We start from the raw sequence: 1857 nt of genomic DNA on the forward strand, positions 1-1857 counted from the left end.
CCCAACAGCTCAGAGTCATTCAGCAATACGCCCGCACGTTCGTCGCGGTCATCCAACAATACATCCGCACCGGCAGCCAAAAGCTCGGCATAGATTTTGTCAGCGGCTTCGCGTACGGCTTCAGATTTTTTGTAGTTCATCGGCACGATAACGACTTCAAACGGTGCCATTGCTTTGGTCCAAACAATGCCTTTTTCGTCGTTGTTTTGCTCGATGGCGGCGGCAACAACGCGGGTAATACCGATGCCGTAGCAGCCCATTTCCATAGTTTGGGATTTACCGTTGTTATCCAAGAAGCTGACATTCATGGCTTGGGTATATTTGTCGCGCAATTGGAAAACGTGACCGACTTCAATACCGCGTGCCAGTTTCAGACGGCCTTGTTCGTCGGGGCTGATGTCGCCTTCGATGACATTGCGCAAATCGACAAATTCAGGCTCGGTAGCATCTCGGCCGAAGTTGAAGCCGATATAGTGGTAGTCGTCTTCATTGGCGCCGATAACCCAGTCTGCGCCTTTTTCAGTAGCGAAATCGGCATAGACTTTACCTTTGAAGTTGACAGGGCCGAGAGAGCCGCCGTTTGCGCCGAATTGTTCAATAATCACGGCAGGGCTCGCCATGGTCAGTGGCGATTTTACGCCGGCCAGTTTTTCTGCCTTGATGTCGTTAAATTCATGGTCGCCACGCAACAGCAGCAGGACGAGTTCGCCTTCGTTTTCGCCTTCGACCACGATGGATTTGAGGGTTTGTTCAACCGGAATATTCAGGAATTCAACCAAAGACTCAATGGTTTTGACGTTTGGTGTATGTACTTTGGTCAACTCGGCCTGAGCAGCAGCGCGTTCGCCTTTAAGCGGCAAAGTCGGTGCCAATTCGATATTGGCGGCGTAATCGGAAGTGTCGCTATATGCAATAACATCTTCTCCGCTTTCAGCCAATACTTGGAATTCGTGAGAGCCGGTACCGCCGATGCTGCCAGTATCTGCGGCAACAGGACGGAATTCCAAACCCAAACGGGTGAAGATACGGCAATAAGCGTCGTACATATCTTGATAGGTCGTCTGAAGCGAGGCATAGTCGGCATGGAAGGAATAAGCGTCTTTCATGATGAACTCGCGCGCGCGCATCACGCCAAAGCGCGGACGTACTTCATCGCGGAATTTGGTTTGGATGTGGTAAAAGTTTTTTGGCAGTTGTTTGTAGCTGTTGACTTCTTTGCGCACGATGTCGGCAATGACTTCTTCACAAGTCGGACCCATACAGAAATCACGGTCATGACGGTCTTTCAGACGCAGCAGTTCTTTACCATAAAACTCCCAGCGGCCGGATTCTTGCCACAGTTCGGCAGGTTGTACCACCGGCATTAGCAGCTCCACGCTACCCGCGCGGGCCATTTCTTCGCGCACGATATTTTCAACTTTGCGCAATACGCGCAGGCCCATCGGCATCCAAGTATAAAGACCGGATGCGTTGGCTTTGATCAAACCGGCACGAATCATCAGTTTGTGGCTGGCAAGTGCAGCTTCGGCAGGGGCTTCTTTAAGGGTAGAAATGAAGAACTGGGAGGCTTTCATGGCGTATTTTTCTTTCTTAAAAATAAGTGCGTATTGTAACGCAAAATGGATGGCCGCGTGTCTTTTGAATGGCACCTGATGAAATCGGCCGTTGTTTTACGCAGCTTTTGATTCGGGGCGATTTTTAGGGATGTCAACCCTAATTTATGCACAAAGCCGCATAACCTTGTTTTACCTATAAATTTTCACTGTATGATTATAGTAAAATCTTATAAATATAACTACTTGATTTTATTATGTTTTATTTGATTAAATTTTAGTCAATTTAAGACTTGGTTTGTTC

The 1857-nt window shown here is 48.3% G+C and carries 1 protein-coding gene; it reads right to left on the bottom strand.

Annotation, left to right across the window (positions count from 1 at the left end):
* The coding region (locus tag ACTHUM_RS12805; protein ID WP_440403033.1) for a proline--tRNA ligase at positions 1-1574 on the bottom strand (1574 nt) is incomplete at its 3' end.
* Positions 1575-1857 lie beyond the last annotated feature (283 nt).

The sequence above is a fragment of the Neisseria sp. P0021.S006 genome, from assembly GCF_051956895.1.